General features: G+C 62.9%; 1 protein-coding gene. It reads right to left on the bottom strand.

Features of this window, described 5'->3' with window-relative positions; genetic code table 11:
- A partial coding sequence (locus tag AC5RVV_RS18400) for a hypothetical protein (protein ID WP_494002763.1) occupies positions 1-233 on the bottom strand: 233 nt, incomplete at its 3' end.
- Between the last annotated feature and the right edge of the window lie 39 nt (positions 234-272).

Here is a 272-nt window from a genome sequence, read left to right as displayed (position 1 = left end):
ACCATCGCCCGGAGGGCGGTTGTGTCGACGGTCGGGAAATGTGCGGCCAAGGCGATCCGGGCCGCACCATGCTCGACGTGCTGCTGGACCCTGCGGTCCCTGGCGGCCAGGGCATACAGCTGATCCGTGGTCCACCGGCGGCCCAGAATCCGGGCTGCAGGAGGCAGTTCCTTAACTGCGGTCATCCCGTCGGCGGTGATGACCTCAGTAACAACAGCTGTCGTGTTTCCCATGATTTCTTCCCCCCAGAGAACCTGTTAACCATTCTTCCC

Source organism: Arthrobacter sp. MDT2-34-1 (assembly GCF_059091365.1).
Note: the sequence above shows the minus strand (reverse complement) of the source record. Positions and strands in the feature narration are given on the sequence as shown.